Raw genomic sequence first — 21,965 nt, forward strand, 5'->3', positions numbered from 1 at the left:
TTCGACCTTTTTTTCACGTTGCAGTGGTTAAGCTGGGAATCAAGGTCGTTCACTACCGTTTTACCCACATGAGCCCGTGATGTCGCCACAACCTCCATCCCCCATCGAGACTGAATTCACCGAGCGCTGTGACCGTGAGCATGCCAGGGTCTGTGGTGATCCGCGTCCGCCAAGGCTGTTGCAGCGCTTGGCCGCGTGGCGGGATGCGCGGCTGGTTCGCCATGCGCTGAAGGTCGCGGGTGAGCCAGGGCTTATCCTTGACCTGGCCTGTGGTTCGGGGCGCTTCTGGCCGGTGCTGGCCGAGCACGTCAACCGGGTGATCCTCGCCTCTGACAACTCCCAGGCCATGCTCGACCACGCGCGTACCCATCACCCGGGCACGTTGCTCAAACGTGTCAAAACTTTCCAGGGCTCGGCGTTTTCGATTGGCCTTTCGGCGAATGCGGTGGACTGCATTTTCTGCCTGGAGTTGTTTCGTCATGTGCCCAGCAGCGATGTGCGATTAATGTTGTTGCGTGAGTTTCACCGCGTCAGCCGCGACACGGTGATTGTTTCCGTAAGCGCGGGTACACCGGTAGAGGATGAGTTTCGTCAGGCGGGCTTCAAGGTTCTGAATTACCAGGAGTTCCTGCCGGGCTCCAAACTGTGGTGTGTGTACGTGCTGCGTAAGAGAGGATAACTCCCATTTGTCGGACTATTCTTCATCTCCTGTCGGAGTTTTCATGATGGTGTGTGCACTGCGGATGCTCGCAAGCCCCTTTCGCGATATATACTGCGCGCCATTCTTCAAGGGAGAGCCGTGTGGCCATCGATATTCACTGGATCTGCGACAACGATAGCCTCGGCCAGCATTGCGCCCAATGGCAGCAGTTGCCATTCGTCGCCCTCGACACCGAATTCATGCGGGTCGACACCTTTTACCCTATTGCCGGGCTGATCCAGATCGGTGATGGCGCGCGCGCTTACCTGATCGACCCCCTGACCATCGACAACTGGCAACCCTTGGCCGCTTTGCTGGAGAACCCAGCGGTGATCAAGGTGGTGCACGCCTGCAGCGAAGACCTGGAAGTGCTGTTGCGCCTGACTGGCAGCCTGCCGGCGCCGTTGTTCGACACCCAGTTGGCCGCGGCTTACCTCAACCTCGGCTTTTCCATGGGTTATTCGCGCCTGGTGCAAGCGGTGCTGGATATCGAGCTGCCCAAGGGCGAAACCCGCTCGGACTGGCTGCAGCGGCCATTGTCCGAGACGCAGGTCAGTTACGCCGCCGAAGACGCGGTGCACCTGGCCGAGGTCTATATTCGCCTGCGCCCGCAGCTATCGGATGACAAGTACGCCTGGGTCCTGGAAGACGGTGCCGAACTGGTCGCCAACCTGCGCCGCGAAATCGACCCTTTCGAGGTGTACCGCGACGCCAAGCTGGCGTGGAAACTGTCCCGTGCCCAACTTGCCGTGCTGCGTGAATTGTGCGCCTGGCGCGAGCAGCAGGCCCGCGCCCGTGACCTGCCGCGCAACCGCATCATCCGCGAGCATTCGCTCTGGCCGTTGGCCAAATCCCAGCCGGACAACCTGGCAGCGCTGGGCAAGATCGAAGACATGCACCCGCGTACCGTGCGTCAGGACGGCCAGTTCCTGCTGGACCTCATCAAACGTGCCGGTAGCGTGCCGATGGACCAATGGCCTCCCGCCGTGGCCGAACCGTTGCCGGTGGATGCCGCCGCGCTGATCAAGCAACTGCGCGCCCTGGGCCAGACGTTCGCCGAGCGCCTGGAGATGGCGCCGGAACTGATGCTGCGCAAGAAAACCCTCGAAGCCCTGGTCAAAAGTGGCTACCCCGATGGGCCTTACCAATTGCCAGACTCGCTGCGTGGCTGGCGCCGCGAGTTGATGGGCCAGGCGCTGCTCGACAGCCTGGCCAATGCCGGAGAACAGCCTTGAAACGTATTTGTTCCATCTACCGCAGCAAGAAAAAAGACGGCATGTACCTCTACGTGCTCAAAAGCGATGCCCTCGAGCGCGTGCCCGAGCCGTTGATGGACGCCTTCGGCAAGGCGCATCACGCGTTTGACATGGTGCTGACGCCGGAGCGCAAGCTGTCGCGCGAAGACATCACCGTGGTGCTGGAAAACCTCGACAAACAGGGCTACCACCTGCAAATGCCGCCGGCCGAAGACGAGTACATCGAGCACTTGCCCGAAGAGTTGCTGCGCCGCAACGACCCGATGTGATCGATCAGTGCCTGTGTCAGGGCACATGCTTTAAATGGAATCGTATTAGACGACGGTGGCCGTAAGGATGCGTGCGTCCGTCTGCATTGTTTTTGAAAGGTTTGAACCATGCGTGTTCTGATTGCTGAACAGGATCACCCGCTCTACACCCAACTGCTCAAGGAGGCCGCCCCGGACCTTGACGTGCTGACCAGCGGTGACTCGGCCGAACTCTCGCGCCTGGCCGCCGATTGCCCGGTGTGGCTGGGCCAGCCCGATCTGCTGGCGACGCTGCTGCGCCAGGGCCATCACCCGCAGTGGTTGCAATCGACCTGGGCCGGTATCACGCCGCTGCTGGCCGATGGCTTGCCCCGCGACTATCGCCTGACCCGTGCGGTTGGCATCTTCGGCCAGGTCATGGCCGAGTTTGTCCTCACCTATATGCTAGGCCATGAGCGCGAAGTGCTGGCGCGGCTGGTTAGCCAGGTCGAGCGAAAATGGGACAACCGCATGGGTCAGAGCCTGGCGGGGCGCACGGCGCTGATTGTCGGCACGGGTGATATTGGCAAAAGCGTGGCTGATTTCCTGGTGCCCTTTGGCGTCAAGCTGTACGGCATCGCCAGTACGGCGCGGGAACAGGCACCCTTTATCGAAGTGGCCGGGCTCGATCAGTTGGGCCGCTTGGTGGGCGAGGTCGATTACGTGATCAACCTGCTGCCCAATACCCCGGACACCCATGACGTGTACAACGCGGCGTTGTTCAAGCAATTCAAGTCGACGGCGTTGTTTATCAACGTCGGGCGCGGCGTGGCGGTGGTGGATGCCGACTTGGTCGAGGCCCTGAAAGAAGGGCATCTGGCCGGCGCGGTGATCGACGTATGCCGTCAGGAGCCGTTGCCGCAACGCCACCCGTTCTGGACCGCGTGGGGTTTGCTGTTGACCGGTCACAGCTCGGCACCGACCTCGCCGTCGATGATGGTGGCGTTGTTTGTGCAAAACGTGCGCGCCTACCAGGCCAAGCTAGCGTTGCGCGGGGAAGTGAATTTCGAGCGCGGCTATTGACCAGGGCGCCTGGCAACCGGGCGTGCTCGTTCACCTATAGTCACTCACATAAAGCCTGACAGTTTATAGGGAACCTTCTTCTCTGATTTTCCACCCAGGGACTTCAGATAGCGCAGGTAGCGCTTCGTTGACTAAGGACAGCCCCTATGAATACCCTCACTTCGCCGGGGGGTTATACCCGCCCCCTCGCGCATTCCAGCTTGCCCGTTACCCCTGCTGTCCAACCTCCTGAAGAGGTTGTGCACGCCGTCGATATTCGCGCAATTAAACAGCCTGAATCACTTAATGCTGCGCTCGCAGAGCACTGCAACCGGCGAACCCTGGCCGATAAGTTGCAGAATATTATCCAGGACTTGAACCGGCAACTCGTTCAAACCCCAGCGCTATCCAGAGCGCAGATGGAGAGTGCGCTGGCATCGCAGCTCAAAAACACAACGATGTACGTGTGTGACAACTCTGCCGATCCGGCCGCGCAACCACTGTCTGCCAACCGAGTGGTCAGCCTTGAGTCTTATTTGTCCAGCAGTGGCACAGAGGTTCCGAAAACCCTGGAGGCGTTGACGAGCCTGCAGGAAATGATTGCCGAACGGGCGAGAGTTCATCCTTTGGGCAACCTCGGTGGCGGGTTGTCGTGGCCCGTCCAGATGCCCCTTCAAGACCAGAACAGCATCATCACTCTGATGCAAAGCAACAGCAGTGGGTTGCCAGGCTTGCCGTTGGCGGATAGCGCGAAAGGTGCCCTGGGCTATTTGATCAGCGAAAGCTCGGTGTCTGAAGCGGATCTGAAGGCGCCGGTGCTGGCGATGGAAAAACTGCTCGGTTCGCCCAAGGCCATGGCGCTGGGGCATGCCATTCGGTCCAGGCTGGACGGCATCCCTGCGGGCGTCGACAGCAGCGATTATGTGTTAACGGCGATCCAACTTGGACTTGATCCGGAGTCCCTGGTCACGCCTGCCCGCGACACCGTCGCCGGGTTTGATCTGGCAAGCCGTCAACACTGGGGGCAAACGGCGTCGGCGGTGATTCAGAGGCTGGCTACACACTTGATTGAAAACGGCCGGGCCACCGCGCAAACCGCCAACCTGTGTGCCTCTCTGCTGTTGGCCAGGATAGCGCCGCAGTTTCTGATCAAGAATATTCCTGCCAGTGTGACCTACGCCAGCGTGCTCTGGACACACTTGGCGATGGCGGTGGCTAGGATCGAAGCACGCACCCCTGGCCGTACGCTGGGCATGGAGTATGCCGAGGTTTTGCTGGCTGCTGAGCAGCTTGAGAGCGACGAAGACGTCAGCCAACAGATCGATTATCAGGCATTGAGGGACTGGGCCGTGGTTAACGATCCCCTCTTCAGTGCTGATCAGACGCCTTCGGCGGATGCAATGGAGCGTGTAAGGGTGGCCTTTAACAGTCACTTGAGTTCTATAAAAACCACCAGCGCTGTGCTGCAAACGCCGATCCCCAGTCGAAGGGCGGATGCCTTGGTTCTGCTTGAAGAGGCGTTTCCCGGCTTGGACCCAAGCTTGTTTGAGGTCAAAACTATACAGAAGGCCAGGTTGAAAGAAGGGCGGCCCGGTCTCTATCCCGGTATGCGCTCGATGCTGGATATCGTCATGGAAGGCACCCCGCTCGGGGCTGAAGATCATTGGATCAGCAATGACAAGCGTCTGCCCATCGATAAAGTTTGCAGCCTTGGCAGGGCGGGGAAATTGAGTGTTGCCGCGTCGTTCAAGACCGCGTTCGATGCGGCTATCAACACCCATGAAGAAGCCCACCAAGGCTTGGTCCGACACCTGATCTCGGCGTTACCGCTGGAAGATCGTCAGAACCTCGAATACGGCGAGTTGGAATTCTTCCATACCAACCAATATACAGTTGCCCCTGATTTATTTAGCCCGCCCATGTTGCGTACCAGAGGCCACACCCTGGAGATGAAGGCCACCAGGAATGGGCAAACCAATGTCTATCTGATTGACACCCGACGGGGCGTGATCGAAAAAAGGAATTATCGGATACGCCGCCTCACTGCCCCTTTCACCTCTCACAAGATGGATGAACGGGATGCCGATATCCTTACGAGAACCGCGCCGTTCAAGCCCCACGATGATGTCGGCGCTCGGCAGTTCAAGGCTGTCTCTGATGAGGCGGTGCTGCCTGACAGCTTCAACTCTGCGCGCAGTCATGCAATCGCCCGCGTATTTGTAAAGGCCCTCGACCTGAAAAACGATGATCTATTGAATGAGGCCAGGGGAACCACTTCCTATGATCAGGACAGAAGCCGCAACGAGGCGATTGGCGAGTTCTTCCTGAATCTCATCCCGCTACGCTCGGCCATCGTCAATTTTCGCCAGGGTAACGTCGGGCAAGGCCTCTTTGATCTGGCTCTGGATGTCGTCGGGCTGCTCACCGTGGGGGTCGGCAAGGCTGCGCAAACAGGCAAGGTACTGGGTAAAGCCTTGTCATCGACACGCCATGCGGCCAAGGCTGCAAGGTTTGTCGGAGCTACCATGGTAGATGCCCTCAACCCGTTGAGCGGCGTTGGAGATCTGTTGGTGGGCGGTGGTCGGTTGGCGACCAAAGGCGGCAGTTATGTGCGCCGGCAACTCAAGCAGCTCAGGGGCACGGCGGGTCGTTATGACGTGCTCAAGGCTGCCAGCAAGCAGTACGGAGACGCGGCAACGGGGGCCTTCAACGTGGCAGGCGACAGGGTCAGAGGGGGGGCTGTGCTGCACAATGGCAAATGGTATGCCTTTGATAGCGACACGATGCGCGCCTATGGGCGCCCGCTCGACAGTTTTACCCCTGATATCCACGCTGTGGATGGCCTGGCCGGCACCGCATACATCGAATCAGGGGTGGAGCTGAGCAACACCGCATTCAGTCGATATGAGGCCCCCAAGTCGAAAATCGCCGGGCTTGTACGAAACAGTCAGGGGCTTTACGTGGCTGCCGATGGCCATTTGTCACATATTCGTCATATCGACAGTGATGGGCGGACGGCGGTGTATGAAGTTCGCCAAGTGACACGTACGCAAGAGGGTGTTGTCCAGGCGCGGATCTATCACAACAATCGGCAAACCGAGTTGCTGGTCCAGCAGGTGCACGGCGATCAATGGCAGCGCCTGGGAAGCAAAGGCGGTGTGATCATTAACGCCGATCACCTCCGGGCCTGGGAAGCGCTGTCCCCTCAAGAGCAGCAGAAGATCACTGTCCGAGGTTTCGCCCGACAACATAAAATCCATCCGCCGACCTTCGCGTATTACCTGGATGGCCGTGGTGGCTTGAGTGATGTGGGCAAGATCGTGCGTGACCGCCCTAACGGGACACCGGCGTTTGCAATCAGACCGGATCATCTTCTTGAATGGCAAGGGATGACTCAGCAGGCACGCGACACGGTGACCATGCAGGGTTTCGCCGCTCGGTATAATCTTGATTTAGGTGATTTTCGAAACCACGCAAGGCAGGACGCAAGTGTGGGGCCTGCGGCGCAGGCGCTGTTTTTCAAGGCTGCTGGCGGCACTTACACCAAGATCGCCGATACGCATTTGCAGCAATGGAGCCAGCTTGCCCAACAGCCTGGCAATAAAGTCACGCCGGCGGCTTTTCAGGCTCAGCACAATCTCAGCCCGCTCGAATGGTCCTGGTTTGTTCGAATCGATGGGTCCCTCACCACGGAGGCTGTACGGCGTGTCGGTCGCATTCCACCTGCCGTGTCACCCATGAGTACGGGCACTTTAAGTACAAGTACAAGTACAAGCCCTCCCGCACTCCCAGGTAGAAAGCGGCCTGCGTCTGATTTCGTTGAACCATCGCAGCAGGAACCTTTGGACCTGTCGATGCCCCGCCCTGAAACTGCCCCAGTCGTGAAGCAACAGGCACAGGTACCTGAGCCGTCATCGGCAGCCGGCCCGAGCATCAAGACTGAACCAGGTGTCATGTACGTTCGTACTCTGGCTCCCCATCAAATCGATAATTCCTTGCCCATCCTACAGGACCCGAGAAATCCCGGAATCAGCTTGACCAGGGAGTTGGAGGGGGCTATTGACGATATTCGGATTACCTATTGGAATGAATTGTTGGATGGTATGAGTGCAGCCGATAGAAACTCGGTCGGCAGTCAGATTAAAGAGTCGATAAAAGACTGGTTAAGATCCGAGAGGCAGCACGGCACTCGATTTGATGACACCTTGGAGGTGATGACACCGCTGGATGACGAAGGGCCGGTACGTGGTGCTTCGGTGTTTGCGCGGCGAGATATCCCCAGATTCGAAGTGCTGGGCCCGTACTCGGGAAAGTATTACCCCAATCAAGTTGCCCTGTTTGAGGAGGAGCGCAAAAAAGGTTCGCGTGCGGTTTTGACCTACTTGTTCGGCACGCGCTCGCGTGAACGTACGGTCAGTGCATTGAATAGCGGCAATACGCTGAGCCTGGTCAACACCTCTCAGCTGCGCGGCGGGCCGGTGTGGCAAACAAACAATGTGGTGTCCATCAGCGTTGGGAAAAATCTGACGTTCTTCGTGGCAAATAAACACATCAAGAAAGGTGATGAATTGCTGATGGACTACGGCCCGTACTATCAACCGATACCCGATATTGCAATCAAAAAAGATCCAGAGACCTGATCCCTTTCCGATAGAGCTGCACTGCTCAGGTGCAGCTTTCGTCGGGCCTTATAAGCGGAAATCACCTTCTGATACCAGCTCGCTCAACGGTTTGCGCGGGCTCGGCGCTTCACGGCCTTGCAGGTATTCCGGCAGGCTCGACTTGTCACCCAGCTTACCCACCGCTACGGCCGCATGCAGCGCATAGCCTTGTGGAATCTTCAGCTCTTTGCGGGTCAGCTCCTGATCGAAACCGGCCATGCCGTGGGTGTGCCAGCCGCTGAGGCTGGCTTGCAGCGCCAGGTGTCCCCAGGCCGAGCCGGTGTCGAAGGTGTGCCACAGCGCCGGGGTTTCTTCTGTAGCGCCGGGGGCGATGAAGTCGGTTTTCGACGCGATGATGACCAGGGCCGACGCGTGCTGCGCCCAATTGCGGTTGAACTCATTCAGCAGGCCCAGGAAACGCTCCCAGTCCGGCGTGTCCCGGCGGGCGTAGAGAAACCGCCACGGCTGCGAGTTGTACGCCGAGGGTGCCCAGCGTGCGGCTTCGAAGAAACTCAGCAACGTCTCTTGCGGGATGCTTTCGCCAGTAAAGGCGCGGGGCGACCAGCGTTCGGTGAATTGGGTATGGATCGGGTAATCGGCAACGCGTGGGTTATCGCTCATGGACAGATCCTGATGAAAAAAGCCGGGGTTCAAAACTACTGCGCCAACCCAGGCCTGACAAGTCTTGCAACACCGTCAGTCGTAAGCGCTTGGCCGTAACGGGCTTGGGCACTAGACTGGCGGCCTTTTCACCTTCTGATACTGATGTTGAGCCATGGCCGCCAAAGTCGAACCTTTCTGGATACGCAAAACCCTTGAGCACCTCGACCAGGAGGAGTGGGAGTCGTTGTGCGACGGCTGCGGCCTGTGCTGCCTGCAAAAGCTTGAGGATGAAGACGACAACAGCGTCTATTACACGCGTATCGCCTGCAAACTGCTCGACCTGAAAACCTGCCAGTGCACCGATTACCCCAATCGCCGCGCTTCGGTGCCGGACTGTATCCAGCTCACGCCCGGCCAGGCCGACCAGTTCAAATGGCTGCCGCCAACCTGCGGCTATCGCCTGGTCAGCGAGCGCAAGGATTTGCCGCTCTGGCACCACCTGGTCTGCGGCGACCGCGATGCCGTGCACCATGAACGCATTTCCCAGTCCGGGCGCATGCTCAGCGAAGGCAGCGTGCCAGAGGACGACTGGGAGGATTACCTGATCTTCCGTGCAGGCTGAACAAAGGAGTGTGTATGAAGGTGGCAGCCAAGTTGGCAGCGGCCCTGGTATTGCTGGCCCTGAGCGGGCCGGGCTGGTGCGCTAAGAAGGTTGACCTGGATTATCACGTCAAGCTGCTGCCCCAGAGCGAGCAGGCCGAGGTGCGCGTCAGTCTGTCCCAAGGCTCGGCGGTGCGCAGCCTGGACTTTGACCTGGGCCGCAGTGGCGATTACAGCGACTTCAAGGCCGACGGCCAATGGCAAGTCACGGGCAGCCGTGGTGTGTGGCAGCCCAGCGCCGACAAGGCCAGCCTGACCTACCGCGTGCGCCTGACCCACGCGCGCAAGCCGGGCACCTTTGACACACGGGCCACGCCCAATTGGGCATTATTGCGCGGTGAAGACCTGGTGCCGGCTGCGCGCCTGGACCAGCAAGATGGCATTGAATTGGTCTCGCGCCTGATGTTCGAACTGCCCGCGGGCTGGAAGAGCGTCGAAACCGCCTGGCCGCGCATTGGCAAAAACAAATTCCGCATCGACAACGTGTCCCGCCTGTTCGACCGCCCCACCGGCTGGATGCTCGCCGGTAACCTCGGCAGCCGTCGCCTGCGCCTGGGTGAAACCGAGGTCACCGTGGCCTCGCCAAAGGGGCAGGGCATGCGCCGCATGGACGTGCTGACGCTGCTGACGTTTGTGTGGCCGCAGGTGGACGCTGCGTTCCCACGCCATCCCGCCAAATTATTGATCGTCGGCGCGAGTGACCCGATGCGCCGCGGTGCCTGGGCGTCGCACGATTCGATCTACCTCAACAGCCGTACGCCACTGGTCAGCGAAAATGGCAGCAGCCCGTTGCTGCGCGAGGTGGTGCAGGCCATCGGGCGCTTCAACGACCACGACAGCAGTGACTGGATCAGCGAGGGCCTGGGGGAGTATTACGCGATTGAACTGGTGCGACGTGCCGGGGGCCTCACCGATGAGCGTTATGCGGCGATCCAGGCGCGCCTGGCCAAAGAAAGCAAGGCGGTCACCACGCTGAGGGGCGAGCAAATCGGCAGCGCTGGTGTAGCGCGGGCGGTACTGGTGTTGCAGGACCTGGACCGCGAGATCCGCGTGAAAACCCACAACAAGCGCTCCCTGGATGATCTGGCGCAGGCGGTGATGCGGGTGAACAGCATCAACACCAAAGAGTTCGTTCAGTTGGCTGAAAGCGTAATCGGCGAGTCGTCGGTGGTACTGGATAGCAAACTGCTGCGCTGATCCCAAGCCCTGTGCAATTCAAAATGTGGGAGGGTGCAAGCCCCCTTCCACATTTGAATCTCCAGCATGTCCAATTACTTAGGTCAGGTTTTGGGTTTCACAGCCTTCTGCGCCGCCACTTCCGCCTTGGTCTTCAAATTCTTCAATTCTTCCCCGGCCCGCTCGATCTTCGTGCGCACGCTGTTCATCTCCTGGCGGCCCTGCTCCAGCTTGTCTTTGAGCGAACTGTGCCCGGTAAAGCCACGGGCCAGTGCCACGCCGCCAATCGCCACCTGGATCAGCCCGAAAATCCCGCCGCGGCGCAGGCCTTTGCCGACCATCATCACGCCGCCCGCCACTGAGCCGATGCGCTCCCAGCCATGCACGTTCTGGGTAGGCTGAGGCTTCAACGGTGTGGCTTCGATGATAGGTTGCAAAATTTTGCTGTCGCTCATGATCTGTCTCCAACAAGGGCTAGTGTTACTAGCTGACTGCGCGCAGGTGCCGGATGTTCCCGCAGAATCAGTACTTGGGGCCCGAACGGGTGTTGTTGCCCTTGGCCAGGCGGTCGTAGAGCACCACATTGACGGTGGCCGCCAGGTTCATGCAGCCCGTGGTGGGGATGTACACCACATCTTCGCACCAGTCGCGGATCTCCTTGTCCAGGGAACCGTCCTCGGGGCCGAAGATATACAGCGCGCGGTCGGGGTGGGTGTATTCAGGCAGCGGGCGGGCGCCTTCCACCAGTTCCACGGCAACCGGGATGCAGCCCAGGGGCAGGATCTTCTTCAGGTCGTCGATGCCGATCAGCGGAATGTCGTGGTGGACCTTCTTGGTGTCGGTGATGAAGTCCCGGGCGCGCTCGTAGCGCACGCCGGTGTAGAACACCGAGGCCACGCCGTAGCAGCCGGCGGCACGCATCACCGAGCCGACGTTTTCGGGGGATTTTGGGTTATACAGACCGATGCAGCTGTAGCGTTTATTGCCCACGGGGAAGGGTGCCTTGGAGAAAAACGGCGATTATACGGCCTGGGTGTATGCAGTGCTTGGGCGATCGTCATCGCGGGCAAGCCCGGCTCCCACAGGGGAATGCATTCCAAATGTGGGAGCTGGCTTGCCTGCGATGAGGCCAGTACAGACAAGGACGATCTTCAGTCGTCTTTCTTCATCAACCCCGCCAGCGCCGCAAACGGGTTGTGCGTCGCCTTGGCAATGCTCGGGCTGCTGGTGGAGCCTTCGCCGAAATACTGCTGGTCGGTGTAGCGCGAGTGTTCGTTGTCGTGGCAGTACAGGCACAGCAATTCCCAGTTGGAGCCGTCCTGGGGATTGTCATCATGATTATGGTTGCGGTGGTGTACGGTCAGTTCACTCAAACGCTTGCCGGCGAATTCACGGGCGCAGCGGCCGCACACGTGGGGGTACATCTTCAAGGCTTTGTCGCGGTAGCCCATTTCGCGGTCGCGCTGGGCATCGGCGAGGATGCGGTCCAGCTTGGCGGTGTGGGAGGGCGGGTTGGTCGAGCTCATCATGGCTCCTGGCTATTTGGTGGGTCACGGATAAGGTTGATTCTAGCCGCTTACGCTGAAAATCACCCCTAGGGATTGCTTCACTGACTGATAAGGATTTGAAATTTATGCGTCTGCATTCATGGACTCTCGGGCTTGTGCTCTGTGTGGTTACCGCTCAGGCCCAGGCGTTGTCGACGCCGCAACCCGGGCAGGTGATCGAGGTGGCCCTGGAGCAATTGCACCCCACCCAGGCCGTGGTGGGGTTCGACCAGATCTACTACAGCCTGGGGCTGTTCGCCGACAAGCCGGCCAAGGCGTTCGATGAATACTGCGAAACCAACGGCCAGGGCGAGGCTGACCAGGTGCCGAAAAACGCCGAACTGCTAAGGCCCGACAGCTTTACCTGCAAGCACCCGGTCGGCACCTATGCGCAGGATATGAAAACCGTGGTGGTGGGTCCCGGCGGCCAGCTTTACCTGACCGATGGTCATCACAGTTTCACCACCCTGTGGGAAACACCCGGCGCTGGCCCGCGCTTGAAAATGTGGGTCAAGGTCACCAACGACTTCAGTGCCAGCCCTAACCTCGCCACGTTCTGGCAGCGGATGGAAGCGGCTCGCAAGGTCTGGCTCAAGGACAACCGAGGCCAGGCGTTGCCAGCGGAGCAACTGCCAGCGCACCTGGGCTTCAAGAACCTGCGGGACGACACGTTCCGCAGCCTGGTGTATTTCACCCGCAAGGCCGCCTACGGCAAGCCAAGCGAGGGTGCGATTGCGCCGGAATTTCTCGAGTTCTACTGGGGCAACTGGCTGCGCACGCAGATTGATCTGGGCCAGTACAACCTGAACAAGAAGGGCGGCTACAAGGACGCCATCGAGGCTGTGGCCAAGCGCATGGTCAGCCTGGCGCCGGGGGCAATGGTCGGCGACAGCGGTTTCACTGCCCGGCAGTTGGGCGGTATGACCCAGCTGGATCGCGACGAGTTGGAGAAGACCTTCGACAAGAAAGTGCCGTACGTGATCGACTACCGCAAATCCCTTAACTGACGCCGCAGGTCAAATGTGGGAGGGGGTGATTCAACTCTTCAGCTTTTCTGCAATCCAGATGGTATGCCGCGTGCCTTTATTGCCATGGGCGAACACCTGAACCTCTTCAGCCTTGAAGCCGGCCTTGCGCAGTTTGTCGCTGAACAGCTTATCGGCACTGGCCGACCACACGGCGAGCACGCCCTTGGGCCGCAGGGCCTTGGCGCAGGCGGCCAGGCCACCGGCGGAATACAGCCAGCTGTTGGCCTTTTGCGTAAGCCCCTCGGGGCCGTTGTCGACGTCAAGCATGATCGCGTCGAAGCCCTGGGGCTCGGCCTGTAGCACCTTGGCCACATCTTCCAGACGAATCACCGTGCGCGGGTCCAGCAATGGGCGCCCGGATTTTTCTCCCAGTGGCCCACGGTTCCATTCCACGACCCCCGGCACCAGCTCGGCCACCACCACTTCGGCAGTCTTGCCCAAATGCTTGAGCGCCGCGGCCAAGGTAAAGCCCATGCCCAAGCCGCCGATCAGCACGCGTGAGTTGGGGCGACCGGCGACCTTGCGGCAGGGAATCTCCGCCAGGGCGTCTTCGGAACCGTGCATGCGCGTGTTCATCAACTGGCCGCCGTCACCGCCCTGGATCTTGATGACGAAGTCCTCGCCATACTCGAACAGGCACAAGGCGCCGCCGTTGTCGGGGATCGGAGTAGTGTCCAGCAGAACGAAACGTTTCATGGAAATCTCATTGGGAAGGGCATTCTTGCGCAGTTGGGAGTAGCCTTAAGGCATTCCGGTCAGGCCATGGAGCCATCGATGAAGTGCAGCATTCTAACGGTCATTGTATTGAGCGCGCTCATATCCGCTGCGGCGCAGGCTCAGGAGTTGCAAACCGTACCGGTCGCGCCCGCACCAACCCCAGGCGCGCCGGGCACGCCGACCCCGACGTTGTACCCTCAAGTCAGCCCGCCCGCCACGCCCAAGACGAACGGTACGCCACCGTTGGTGCCCATCGTGTTGCCCACGCCGCCCAAGGACCAGACTGTCCCCGGCCTGCAGCAGAACGACAGCAAGCCGAAGACGCCCGGCGGTTAAAACAGTCAAGGCGGTCCTGCGTTCAGACGGGCCCGCTCCATCAAGTGCCTAGATCAGCCCGAGCGCCTTGAACACAAACGCATATTCGAGCGCTACGTCACGCAATCCCTGGTAGCGCCCGCTCATGCCGCCATGGCCGGCGCCCAGCTCGGTTTTGAGCAGCAACAGGTTGTCTGAAGTGGCGGTATCGCGCAGCTTGGCCACCCACTTGGCGGCCTCCCAATACTGCACGCGGCTGTCGTTGTAGCCGGCAATCACCAGCATGGCCGGGTACGCCTGGGCGCTGACGTTTTCGTATGGCGCGTAAGCCTTGATGCGCGCATACACTTCGGGTTCCTCGGGGTTGCCCCATTCGTCGTACTCGGTGATGGTCAGCGGTAGCTCCGGATCGAGCATGGTGTTGAGCACATCGACGAACGGCACTTCGGCAATCGCCGCCTGGAACAGTTCCGGGCGCTGGTTGAGCACCGCGCCAATCAACAGGCCGCCGGCACTGCCGCCGCTGATCGCCAGTTGCCTGGAAGTGGTCAGCCCCTCGGTGATCAGGTGTTCGGCGCAGGCGATAAAATCGCTGAAGGTATTCTGTTTGTGTTCCTGCTTGCCGTTGCGGTACCAGGCTTCACCCAGCTCACCGCCGCCGCGCACATGGGCGATGGCAAACGCGACCCCTCGGTCCAGCAAGCTCAAGCGTGCGTGGGAGAACCATGGGTCCAGGCTTGAGCCGTAGGCACCGTAGCCGTACAGATACAGCGGGGTGGGTTTACCCAGTTGATCACGCTTGACCACCAGGCTGATGGGCACTTGGGTGCCGTCGGCAGAGGTGGCCCACAGGCGCTGGCTGACGTAGTCGTCGGCGTTGAATGTGCCGAGTACCGGGGTTTCCTTGAGCACCACCTGCGCGCCGCTTGCCAGCTCTAGCTGACGCACCTGGGCGGGACGGTTCAGGGCCTCATAGCGTAGGCGGATTTTGTCGCTTGGAAATTCCAGGCTGTTTTGTACGTAGAGGCTGTAGGCGGCGTCGGGTAATTCCACGCGATAAGCCGGTACACCCTCGGGGTGCACCTCGATGACCGGCAGGCCGCCGATGCGCAGGCTCAATGTCATGGCGCTGGCGTTCAGGCTCACGCCGTCGAGCATGACTTCGTCGCTGTGAGGGATCAGGTTCTGCCAGTCGGCCTCGGTAGGCGGCGTGCCGGTATCGGCGGCGAGGTAGAGCGCGTAGTTGATGCCGTCGCGGTTGCTGCGAATAAACCAGGTCCACTCGCCGTTACGCTTGCCGTGGTCGACATCGTATTCGTGGTCCTCGACCCGCGGCGCCAGGCAGGTGAAGGCCAGGTGCGGCTGATCGGCATCCAGCGCCCAGATTTCACTGGTGGTCTTGCTGCCCAGGGCCAGTAGCAGTTGGCGCTCGGAGCTGGAACGGTAGCAGTGCAGGAAGAAACGGCCATCGGGCTCGTGGAACACTTCCTGCGCCGCCGTACCGTCCAGACGGTAGCGATACAGCTTGTGCGGGCGATGGGTGTCGTCCAGTTCGCCGAAGAACAGCGTCAGGCTGTCATTGGCCCAGGTCATGCTGCCGTCGCAGTTGTCGAACGCCAGTTCGCTGACCTTGTCGGTGGCCAATTCCTTCACGTACAGGGTGTAGATCTCTTCACCGCTGGTGTCGAGGCTGTAGGCCAGGCGCTGGTGGTCGGGGCTGATGCTGAACGCGCCGAGGGAGAAAAAGCCGCCATTGGCTAATACGTTCGGGTCCAGCAGCAGTTCTTCACTGCTCTCGTCCACCTGGTTGCTGTCATCGGCCGGGCGGCGGCAGCGATAGTGCCGTGCATATTCGTCGCCGGCGGTGGTGCGGGTGTAGTACAGGTACGGGCCCCAGGGGGAGGGCAGGGACAGATCGGTTTCGAGGATGCGGCCCTTGATCTCATCGAACAGCGTTTCGCGCAAAGCCTGCTGGTCGGCGAGCTGGGCTTCCTGCCAGGCGTTTTCCGCCTTGAGGTAATCGAGCACTTCAGGGGTGTCGCGCTCCTGCAGCCAGGCGTAGGGGTCTGCGCCTGGGGCCTTGCGGGCAATCGGAGCGGTGGAAATAGGCATGGATAATTCCCTATCTGGCGGACGGTGGCCGGCATTGCAGCCGCGACACGCAAAAGCCGTTATCATAGCCGCCTCTTTGCCAGCCTTGCCATGGACACCATGACCGAGAACGACTATCTGACCGCTTGGGGCCTCTACGCCTTCGCCGCTTTGGGCTGCCTGTTAGTGTGGTGGCGCATGACCCGCTGGGTCTGGCGCTGGCTGCGCGAGCCGCTGCAATTGCTGATGGCGGTGCTGTTACTGAGCCCGACCATCGTCGACCCGGTCAAGACCCAGTTTGCGCCGGCCGTGGCCATTACCGCCCTGGACCTGGTGCTCAAGGTCGGCAACAACGCCTGGCGGGCGATCTCCGATCTGTTCATGTACACGATGATCGTGTTTGCCCTGTACATCGTGTTCGTGCTGATCCGCTGGCCCATCGAACGCGCCGCCAGCGCTCGCCGTGAGCGCAAGGCTGCTGCAGATGCCGCCTTGGCCGCCGAGCCGGAAGACGACGAACCGTTCCGTCGCCCGGCGCCTGCTGGTGGCATGCGGGTCGAGCCGCGCCTTTAAACGTTGACTGCCCCTGCAGCGAGAGCCCTGGCATGTGTGAATTATTGGGCATGAGTGCCAACGTCCCCACCGATATCGTGTTCAGCTTTACCGGGCTGATGCAGCGCGGTGGGCGTACCGGCCCGCACCGCGACGGTTGGGGCATCGCCTTCTATGAAGGCCGTGGCCTGCGCCTGTTCCAGGACCCGGCCGCGAGCAGTGAGTCTGAAGTGGCGCTGTTGGTGCAGCGCTATCCGATCAAGAGCGAAGTGGTGATCGGCCATATCCGCCAGGCCAATGTGGGCAAGGTCAGCCTGGCCAATACCCATCCGTTCGTGCGTGAGCTGTGGGGCCGCAACTGGTGTTTTGCCCATAACGGCCAGTTGGCCGACTTCCACCCGCGCGCCACGTTTTACCGCCCGGTCGGCGATACCGACAGCGAAGCGGCCTTCTGTGACCTGCTCAACCGCGTGCGCGAAGCCTTCCCTGAGCCTGTGGACATCGAGCAAGTGCTGCCGGACCTGATCGCCGCCTGCGCCGAATACCGCAGCAAGGGCGTGTTCAACTGCTTGCTCAGCGACGGTGACTGGCTGTTTTGCTACTGCTCGACCAAGCTGGCGCAGATTACCCGGCGCGCGCCGTTTGGCCCCGCACGCCTGAAAGATGTCGACGTGATCGTCGATTTTCAGGCCGAAACGACGCCCAATGACGTGGTAACCGTCATCGCCACCGAGCCTTTGACCGACAACGAAAACTGGACCCGCTACGAACCGGGCCAATGGAGCCTGTGGCGACGCGGTGAATGCGTCAGCCAGGGCGTTACCGAATAAGGAATCGACCATGTTGCTCAGCTATCTGCGGTTGGTGCTGTTTGCCATTGGCTTGTTGGTCGGCGTGCAAGTGCCGGGGTTTATCAACGATTACGCCAAGCGCGTCGAAGCCCACCTGATCGAGGCGCAGACTGGCTTGCGCGGCTTTGAGTCCACCGCGCAGCAGTTCTTCAACGGGGACATGCAAGCGCTGGTGGCGCATTACCGCGCCAGCGATGACCCGGTGTTCCAGAGCGACGCCAGCAGCCTGGGCGCGATGCTTGATCGCCAGCTTGAGTTGGACAAGCAATTCCAGGCCATGCAAGGCCCGTGGTACATCCGCGCCCTGCAAGTGGCCGTAGCCGCCGACCCGGATATCCGCCTGGAAACCTGGAATGGCTACAGCTACCAGATTCTGCTGACGCCCGAAGCCATGGGCTGGGGCTTGGGCGGGGCGATGCTGTTGTCGTTCGGCATCGAGTGCCTGTATCGCCTGATCGACTGGGTAGTGCTGGGTGGCCGGCGCTTGCGCCAGAGCCGGCCGATCGAAGAGCGGGACTTGAAGGGCCTATAAGTCAGGGCCGACTCGGTCCAATGTGGGAGCTGGCTTGCCTGCTCCCACAGTTTTAATCGGGTTTATGCAGTTGCATGCGTTCTGCACCGACTTCCTCGGCATAGCGCGCCACCACCTTCTGGCACAGCCCCACAATTTCCTCCACCAACTCCACCCCCACGCGCCATGACACCACCACCTGCAAGTTCGGCAGGCGCTGTGCCATCGGCAGCATCACCAATTCCCCCCGCGCCAGCTCTTCACTGACCAGCACCGGCGGCAGGGCACCGATGCCGAAGCCGTCACGCAACAATCGCGTAATTGCCGACACCGAGTTCACACAGTTCATTCTGGGCGCGGCCACGCCATTGGCCTGCATCAGGCTCAGCACGTCCTGATGCGGGTGGGAGTTTTTCGAGTAGGTGATGATGCGCTCCTGGGCCAGTTCGGCGAGGGAGGCGTAGTCACGGTTGTAAATCGAGTGGCTGGCGACGATCCAGGCCATGGGATGGCTGGCCAGTTCCAGGCTGCGCACGGTTTCCAGGCGCAGCAGGTCAGTTTGCAGGATCAGGTCGAGAAAACCTTTTTGCAACTGATCGCTGAGGTTCAGCGCGGTATCGGCGACCAGCTCGATTTCCACGAGCGGGAACAGCTTCATCAGTTCTGCCACCAGCGGGCTGAGCCAGGTGTGGATCACCGTGTCCATCGCGCCGATCCGAATGCGCCCGACCTTGCTGCTGGTGGTCTCCAGGGACTGTTTCAAACCCTGCATGGTCACCATCATCTGCTCGGCATAATCGAGCACCTTCAAGCCTTCCGGGGTCAGGCTCACGCCCCGGGAGTCACGCAGGAACAGCTTCACCCCCAGCTCGCTTTCAAGCACGGCGATGCGGCTGGAAATCGAGGCCTGGGTGGTGAACAGCTTTTCGGCAGTCAGGCGAAAGCTCTTGAGCTTGGCCACCCAGACGAAGGTTTCGAGGAACTTCAAATTCATGGGATCAACTTTTTCTTATGCATGGATCGGTTTTTATTAGTTGGACGTCGCACCGGGCAAGCGCCAAAAATCGAGCCGTTCCACGATAAGCGTCGTTGGGGTGCCAGGACAAGTTGCGAGTTCTGTGTAATAAATCCCACACTACAAAAAAACAAAACCTACAGGAGCGACCACCGTGAGCCGCCTGCTACTGAACTGCGACATTGGCGAAAGCTTTGGCAACTGGACCATGGGTCTGGACGCCGAAGTCATGCCGTTCATTGATTGCGCCAACGTGGCCTGCGGTTTCCATGCAGGCGACCCGAGCATCATGCGCAAGACCGTCAGCCTGGCGTTCAAGCATGGCGTGCAAGTGGGCGCTCACCCGGCCTATCAAGACCTGCAAGGCTTTGGCCGACGGTCAATGAACTACACGCCGCAGGAAATCCAGGACCTGTTGCATTACCAGATCGGCGCGCTGGACGGCATCTGCCGGGTCCAGGGCGGACGCGTCAGCTACGTGAAACCCCACGGTGCGATGTACAACGACATGATGGCCAACCCCGCGCAGTTGCGTGCGGTGATCCAGGCCGTGGCCGCTTACGGCGACCTGCCGCTGATGCTGCTGGCTACCCGTGACAACAGCGCCGCCCAAGCTGTGGGTGACGAATACGGTGTGACCCTGTGGTTCGAAGCCTTTGCCGATCGTGCCTACGACAGCAAGGGCCATCTGGTTTCCCGGCAGTTGCCCGGCGCGGTGCACCACGACAGCGACACTATCGTGCAGCAGGCCCTGACCATTTCCCGTGGCGCGGCATTGGTCGCCAGCGACGGCAGCCCGTTGGCCTTGCAGGCCGATACCTTGTGCGTGCATGGCGACAACGCCAGCTCGGTGGCCGCGGTGCAGCGTATCCGCCAAGCGTTGCAGACAGCATGAAGCCACGCATTGAAGTGGTGGCCATCGACTGCCTGATGGTGCGTCTGTTTGAGGTGATTGCCGAGGCCAACATGCCGTGGATGCTCGCTGCCACGCAGCGTTTGCGCGCAGAGTTCGGCACGACGCTGGTGGATCTGGTGCCGTCCTACACCACCTTGATGGTGCATTACGACCTCAGGGAGCTGACCCCGACACAGGCTCGGGAGCTGATCGACCTTGCGCTGACGGACCTGCAACCCCAGGCCCAGGGCAGCGGCCAGTGCCATGTGCTGCCGGTGTGGTACGACCTGAGCGTCGGCCCGGAGTTGACGCTGTTGTCCCAGCGCAGCGGGCTGACGGTAGAGGACGTGATCCGCCGCCACAGCGCCCATGAATACCAGGTGTTCGCCCTTGGTTTCGCGCCGGGTTTTGCCTTTATGGGGCTGGTGGATGAAATGCTCGCCACACCGCGCCTCAACACACCGCGCAAACGCGTGGCCGCTGGCAGCGTCGGCATCGCCGAACGGCAAACTGCTGCGTACCCGGTGGTGTCCCCGGGCGGCTGGAACCTGATCGGCCGCACCCCGGCCAAACTCTTCGACCGTGCGCGCGACGGCTACAGCCTGATGCAGCCCGGCGACACGGTGCGCTTCGCCCCGGTCAGCCACACCGAATTCGTCAACCTGGGTGGCGATGACACGCCGTTGGAGGCGCAGGCATGAGCCGCTTGATGATCGAGGCCAGCACGCCGCTGTGCCTGTTGCAGGACGTCGGGCGTTTTGGCGTGCGCCACCTGGGTGTAACCCAGGGCGGCGCACTGGACTGGGTGTCGATGTCCTGGGCTAACTGGCTCTTGGGCAATGCCCTGGATGCGCCGGTGGTGGAGATCACCCTGGGTGGTTTTACCGTGCAGGCCGAGGATTATTGCCTGTTGGCACTGGCCGGTGCAGACCTGGGCGCCTATATCGATGAGCGCGCCATAAGCCCCGGTCGCAGTTTTATCCTGCAAAAGGGCCAGCGACTGCGCTTCACCCAGCCGTTCAATGGGGCACGCGCTTATCTGGCGGCGCCCGGTGGGTTCGATGCCCCGACTGTACTTGGCAGTTGTGCCACGGTCGTGCGCGAAGCGTTGGGCGGGGTGGACGGTTTCGGCAAGGCATTGGCCGAAGGCGGGCGGTTGGCTTATTCCGGTACGGGCGGTGCAATGAAGGTGCTGGCCAAGCCGGAGTTGCAATCCGGTGCCTCACTGGACGTGATTATCGGCGCGCAGATCGGCCAGTTCAGCGGGCAGAGTTTATTCGACGCCTTCAACACCGAATGGGCGCTGGACAGCCGCGCCGACCGCATGGGGATGCGCTTGCTCGGCACGCCGTTGCAGTACCAGGGGCCGTCGTTGATTTCCGAAGGGATTCCGTTGGGCGCGATCCAGGTGCCCCCGGATGGGCAGCCGATTGTGTTGCTCAATGACCGGCAGACTATCGGCGGTTATCCGCGGTTGGGCGCGTTGACGCCTCTATCCTTGGCGCGGCTGGCGCAGTGTCTGCCGGGGGAGAAGGTGCGGTTGGCACCGGTGGTGCAGGAGGCGGCGCATCGGCAGCACACCAAGTTTTTGCAGCGGTTTGCCGATCGCTAAAAGCATCGCAGGCAAGCCAGCTCCCACATGTTGAATGCATTTCAAAGTTGGAATGCATATCCCTTGTGGGAGCTGGCTTGCCTGCGATGAGCATGGGTATCTACACAACTTTGGCATGGCCCTGAACCTGTGGCGAGGGAGCTTGCTCCCGTGGCGGCCTGACAGCCACCGACTCTCTAAATGATGCGACGCGATCCAAATGTGGGAGCTGGCTTGCCTGCGAAGGCGGCCTGACAGCCGACCAGGATGTTGGATCAGACCGAGTACATATCCGTTGCTGCGGTAACGGCCGCTTATGGTTTCGCTCTTACAGCGACTCACTTTTGGAGAGGCCCAAAAGTAAGCAAAAGGCCTTCGCCCCACCACTCGGCACCTCGCTCAGGCTCGGTGTGCCCGTAATCCGCCATGGATTTGGGGGGCCGCCGCCACGCGCCATCCATGGCGCGGGGCGGCTAAACCGGCATCCCTGCCGGTTTACCCCCCAAA

22 protein-coding genes are annotated in these 21,965 nt (G+C 60.8%); 15 read left to right on the forward strand and 7 right to left on the reverse strand.

All coding sequences use genetic code 11. The features are described from left to right. The first annotated feature begins 79 nt into the window (after positions 1–79). The 5 genes from IH404_RS08950 (at position 80) to IH404_RS08970 (ending at position 7,885) form a co-directional block, all read left to right on the forward strand. Positions 80–679, forward strand: a complete 600-nt coding sequence (locus IH404_RS08950; protein WP_005786086.1) for a class I SAM-dependent methyltransferase — start codon at positions 80–82, stop codon at positions 677–679. Positions 680–801: 122 nt separating this feature from the next. Next, positions 802–1,935, forward strand: coding sequence for a ribonuclease D (gene rnd / locus IH404_RS08955; protein WP_005786087.1), 1,134 nt, complete (start codon positions 802–804; stop codon positions 1,933–1,935). Then, positions 1,932–2,225: a YcgL domain-containing protein gene (locus tag IH404_RS08960; RefSeq protein ID WP_005786089.1), complete on the forward strand. Its 294-nt coding sequence runs from the start codon at positions 1,932–1,934 to the stop codon at positions 2,223–2,225. Before rnd ends, IH404_RS08960 begins: the two co-directional genes overlap by 4 nt. 108 nt (positions 2,226–2,333) lie before the next feature. Further along, a complete protein-coding gene (locus IH404_RS08965; RefSeq protein WP_005786090.1) occupies positions 2,334–3,266 on the forward strand; it encodes a D-2-hydroxyacid dehydrogenase in 933 nt (310 codons plus the stop codon). 146 nt (positions 3,267–3,412) lie between these two features. Further along, entirely contained in the window at positions 3,413–7,885 is a 4,473-nt protein-coding gene (locus IH404_RS08970; RefSeq protein WP_194440296.1) for an SET domain-containing protein-lysine N-methyltransferase, read from the forward strand. A gap of 48 nt (positions 7,886–7,933) precedes the next feature. Here the strand turns inward: IH404_RS08970 and IH404_RS08975 are convergent, their stop codons facing one another. Beyond that, positions 7,934–8,527 (reverse strand): nitroreductase family protein, encoded by a 594-nt coding sequence (locus tag IH404_RS08975; RefSeq protein ID WP_032803360.1) that lies wholly within the window; start codon positions 8,525–8,527, stop codon positions 7,934–7,936. A 154-nt stretch (positions 8,528–8,681) separates the two neighbouring features. Between IH404_RS08975 and IH404_RS08980 the strand changes: the two genes are divergently transcribed. Beyond that, positions 8,682–9,131 (forward strand): YcgN family cysteine cluster protein, encoded by a 450-nt coding sequence (locus IH404_RS08980; RefSeq protein ID WP_003172524.1) that lies wholly within the window; start codon positions 8,682–8,684, stop codon positions 9,129–9,131. 14 nt (positions 9,132–9,145) lie between these two features. Then, the gene (locus tag IH404_RS08985; protein WP_005786096.1) at positions 9,146–10,366 is read left to right on the forward strand and encodes a hypothetical protein; all 1,221 of its coding nucleotides are present in this window, start codon (positions 9,146–9,148) and stop codon (positions 10,364–10,366) included. 83 nt (positions 10,367–10,449) lie between these two features. On the opposite strand, the gene IH404_RS08990 is transcribed toward IH404_RS08985, so the two are convergent. The 3 genes from IH404_RS08990 to IH404_RS09000 all read right to left on the reverse strand — a co-directional run bounded on the left by IH404_RS08990 (position 10,450) and on the right by IH404_RS09000 (position 11,871). Beyond that, positions 10,450–10,800 (reverse strand): DUF2892 domain-containing protein, encoded by a 351-nt coding sequence (locus tag IH404_RS08990; RefSeq protein ID WP_005786098.1) that lies wholly within the window; start codon positions 10,798–10,800, stop codon positions 10,450–10,452. Positions 10,801–10,867: 67 nt separating this feature from the next. Then, positions 10,868–11,335, reverse strand: a complete 468-nt coding sequence (locus IH404_RS08995; RefSeq protein WP_003189607.1) for an RNA methyltransferase — start codon at positions 11,333–11,335, stop codon at positions 10,868–10,870. A gap of 161 nt (positions 11,336–11,496) precedes the next feature. After that, positions 11,497–11,871: a YajD family HNH nuclease gene (locus IH404_RS09000; RefSeq protein ID WP_005786102.1), complete on the reverse strand. Its 375-nt coding sequence runs from the start codon at positions 11,869–11,871 to the stop codon at positions 11,497–11,499. Between the two features lie 107 nt (positions 11,872–11,978). On the opposite strand from IH404_RS09000, the gene IH404_RS09005 reads away from it, so the two are divergent. Beyond that, positions 11,979–12,899, forward strand: a complete 921-nt coding sequence (locus IH404_RS09005; protein ID WP_194440297.1) for a ParB/Srx family N-terminal domain-containing protein — start codon at positions 11,979–11,981, stop codon at positions 12,897–12,899. A gap of 30 nt (positions 12,900–12,929) precedes the next feature. Here the strand turns inward: IH404_RS09005 and IH404_RS09010 are convergent, their stop codons facing one another. Then, positions 12,930–13,616: a DUF752 domain-containing protein gene (locus IH404_RS09010; protein WP_005786106.1), complete on the reverse strand. Its 687-nt coding sequence runs from the start codon at positions 13,614–13,616 to the stop codon at positions 12,930–12,932. Between the two features lie 78 nt (positions 13,617–13,694). Between IH404_RS09010 and IH404_RS09015 the strand changes: the two genes are divergently transcribed. Then, positions 13,695–13,973: a hypothetical protein gene (locus IH404_RS09015; RefSeq protein WP_005786107.1), complete on the forward strand. Its 279-nt coding sequence runs from the start codon at positions 13,695–13,697 to the stop codon at positions 13,971–13,973. A 48-nt stretch (positions 13,974–14,021) separates the two neighbouring features. On the opposite strand, the gene IH404_RS09020 is transcribed toward IH404_RS09015, so the two are convergent. Further along, entirely contained in the window at positions 14,022–16,064 is a 2,043-nt protein-coding gene (locus tag IH404_RS09020) for a S9 family peptidase (RefSeq protein WP_005786109.1), read from the reverse strand. A 24-nt stretch (positions 16,065–16,088) separates the two neighbouring features. Between IH404_RS09020 and IH404_RS09025 the strand changes: the two genes are divergently transcribed. Genes IH404_RS09025 through IH404_RS09035 form a run of 3 tightly spaced genes read left to right on the forward strand, consistent with a single transcriptional unit; the run spans position 16,089 to position 17,978 of the window. Beyond that, positions 16,089–16,616 (forward strand): MFS transporter, encoded by a 528-nt coding sequence (locus IH404_RS09025; RefSeq protein ID WP_032877234.1) that lies wholly within the window; start codon positions 16,089–16,091, stop codon positions 16,614–16,616. 32 nt (positions 16,617–16,648) lie between these two features. After that, complete coding sequence (locus tag IH404_RS09030; RefSeq protein ID WP_032877233.1) at positions 16,649–17,425, forward strand: class II glutamine amidotransferase; 777 nt, start codon at positions 16,649–16,651, stop codon at positions 17,423–17,425. A gap of 10 nt (positions 17,426–17,435) precedes the next feature. Beyond that, on the forward strand, positions 17,436–17,978 hold the full coding sequence (locus tag IH404_RS09035) for a DUF2937 family protein (RefSeq protein ID WP_005786113.1): 543 nt from the start codon (positions 17,436–17,438) through the stop codon (positions 17,976–17,978). Positions 17,979–18,030: 52 nt separating this feature from the next. Here the strand turns inward: IH404_RS09035 and IH404_RS09040 are convergent, their stop codons facing one another. Continuing rightward, positions 18,031–18,951 (reverse strand): LysR family transcriptional regulator, encoded by a 921-nt coding sequence (locus IH404_RS09040; RefSeq protein WP_005786115.1) that lies wholly within the window; start codon positions 18,949–18,951, stop codon positions 18,031–18,033. A 175-nt stretch (positions 18,952–19,126) separates the two neighbouring features. On the opposite strand from IH404_RS09040, the gene IH404_RS09045 reads away from it, so the two are divergent. Genes IH404_RS09045 through IH404_RS09055 form a run of 3 tightly spaced genes read left to right on the forward strand, consistent with a single transcriptional unit; the run spans position 19,127 to position 21,479 of the window. Next, positions 19,127–19,867, forward strand: coding sequence for a 5-oxoprolinase subunit PxpA (locus IH404_RS09045; protein ID WP_005786116.1), 741 nt, complete (start codon positions 19,127–19,129; stop codon positions 19,865–19,867). Continuing rightward, positions 19,864–20,568, forward strand: a complete 705-nt coding sequence (pxpB, locus tag IH404_RS09050) for a 5-oxoprolinase subunit PxpB (protein ID WP_194440298.1) — start codon at positions 19,864–19,866, stop codon at positions 20,566–20,568. The genes IH404_RS09045 and pxpB overlap by 4 nt, the downstream gene beginning before the upstream one ends. Further along, positions 20,565–21,479 carry a biotin-dependent carboxyltransferase family protein gene (locus IH404_RS09055; RefSeq protein WP_194440299.1) on the forward strand — a complete coding sequence of 305 codons (915 nt, stop codon included), beginning with the start codon at positions 20,565–20,567 and terminating at the stop codon, positions 21,477–21,479. Before pxpB ends, IH404_RS09055 begins: the two co-directional genes overlap by 4 nt. Positions 21,480–21,965: the final 486 nt, after the last annotated feature.

The sequence above is a fragment of the Pseudomonas sp. OST1909 genome (genome assembly GCF_015277575.1).
GTDB classification, from domain to species: Bacteria; Pseudomonadota; Gammaproteobacteria; order Pseudomonadales; family Pseudomonadaceae; genus Aquipseudomonas; species Aquipseudomonas synxantha_A.